General features: G+C 51.5%; 1 protein-coding gene. It reads left to right on the top strand.

The genetic code is table 11. The features are described from left to right. Positions 1–561 precede the first annotated feature (561 nt). A complete protein-coding gene (locus tag QKY98_RS23295) occupies positions 562–1,554 on the top strand; it encodes a hypothetical protein (RefSeq protein WP_284671662.1) in 993 nt (330 codons plus the stop codon). The last annotated feature ends 12 nt before the right edge of the window (positions 1,555–1,566 follow it).

Below are 1,566 nucleotides of genomic sequence, written 5' to 3'. Positions count from 1 at the left end.
AGAAAGCGGCTGCGTGTCTAGGAATCCGTATGAGAGCCGATGCAAGCGGCTGACTCCCTGTGAATGCCTAGGACATCCATATGAAAGGCAAGGGTAAAGAAAATGAATCCTGAAGGCGCCCTGAGGAACGCTAGGTATTCCTGAACGCTAATGGATGATCGGCGCAGACAAGCTTATGAATTTGAAATGAATGGTTTCTGAAGCGCGAAGGAGCCTGTATGAATCTCGGCGACGCGGCACGATTCGCGACGTAGCGCCGAGGAAGCGTGGATGAACCCCTCAGATGCTTCTCTGATCGCTACGGGTCTGACGATGAAACTAAGATGAATCGCAGAGGCGCCCTGAGGAAACGTCAGGATAATCCGCCGTAAAGTCGTGAAAATCGGCCGCAAACAGAGGAAAAACCAAAGAATGGCACGTAGTTGTACAGAATGCAGAGTTCTACGGTCTTGCACGTAGGCCAGTAACCCAGTTGGGTGTGAGTAACTGCAGGGACTTTGGATGAATCTGTTTCGGCTTATCGAGACAATCGGGATTCACGACCATGATCGAGTCCCGGCAATGAGTTCCCACGCAGCACCACCCGCTTTCGACAGAGACGCCTACCTCAATCGGCTCGCAGCTTCGCGGGCACGCGTGCTCGATTCCAAGCAGCTATTAATAGATTGGCTATGCAAGCTCAAGGCTCATGGCCATCTACACCTCTCCGCTCTTGAACCACTGTTCAATGCCTTTCCCCAGCAGGCAGGTGATGACAGGCTGCGGTTGGTGTACGACATCCACAGGAGGGATAAACGCTATGGAAATCTTGGCATCGCCATGCGTTCCGCCTCCATGCGGACAGACCTGTGTAGGGCTGAGCCCGACGATCTGCTTCCCATACTCAAAGCGACAGTCGATGCCAGGAAGGTGAAGCAGGTTGCAGCTGCACTGAAAGCGTTGAATCTGTTCAACGATCGAGTGGCTGCTCTGAGAAATTTCGGCATTGCCTTTCCCTCAACGGAGGGCGATGGAACCGTAATTTACCGTTGGCTATGTGCTCTGGGTACTTATGGAGAGATGTGCGTTTCCCGACTGGAAAAAGCTTTTGACGAATTCGAAGCCCTTTCAGATGCACTCGACGAGGCTATGTTCAACTTCAATACGACTATGGGAAAGATCAGATACAGGGCTATCCGCTGTACCTACAGGCTTGATGACTTTGATCCACTGGGACCGGCCAAGCCAAGCCTGGTGGTAGTGGTAAGCAACAACCGGCTTACACAGAAGCGTCGGTACAATGAGATCGTTGATTTTAAAAAAGCGCTCAAGCACAAGCGAATAGCTAATAGGCTGAAGCGCGAGCTTGGTCGTGATCCTGAAAAGTATGAAGTGCAGGACGCAGTACGTGCGCTGAGAACCCGTAAGGAAACTGAGTGGATCACCAGAGAGGTGATCAAAGCTTGCTACTTAGGCAGGAGGAAGAAGCAGATTTTTGAAGCTCAGGAAAATCTCGTCGACATCATACAGCCCTGGACGTACGCCAGAAATAAGCTGCAAGCATTACTTCCCTAGAGAGGACCGATA

The sequence above is a fragment of the Pseudomonas sp. HR1 genome (genome assembly GCF_030175875.1).
Lineage (GTDB): Bacteria > Pseudomonadota > Gammaproteobacteria > Pseudomonadales > Pseudomonadaceae > Chryseomonas > Chryseomonas oryzihabitans.
This window is presented reverse-complemented; position numbering and strand designations above follow the sequence as displayed.

Excerpts from the sequence above, each read along its gene's own strand:
- QKY98_RS23295 (WP_284671662.1), top strand. The coding sequence starts at position 562 with ATGAGTTCCCACGCAGCACCACCCGCTTTCGACAGAGACGCCTACCTC.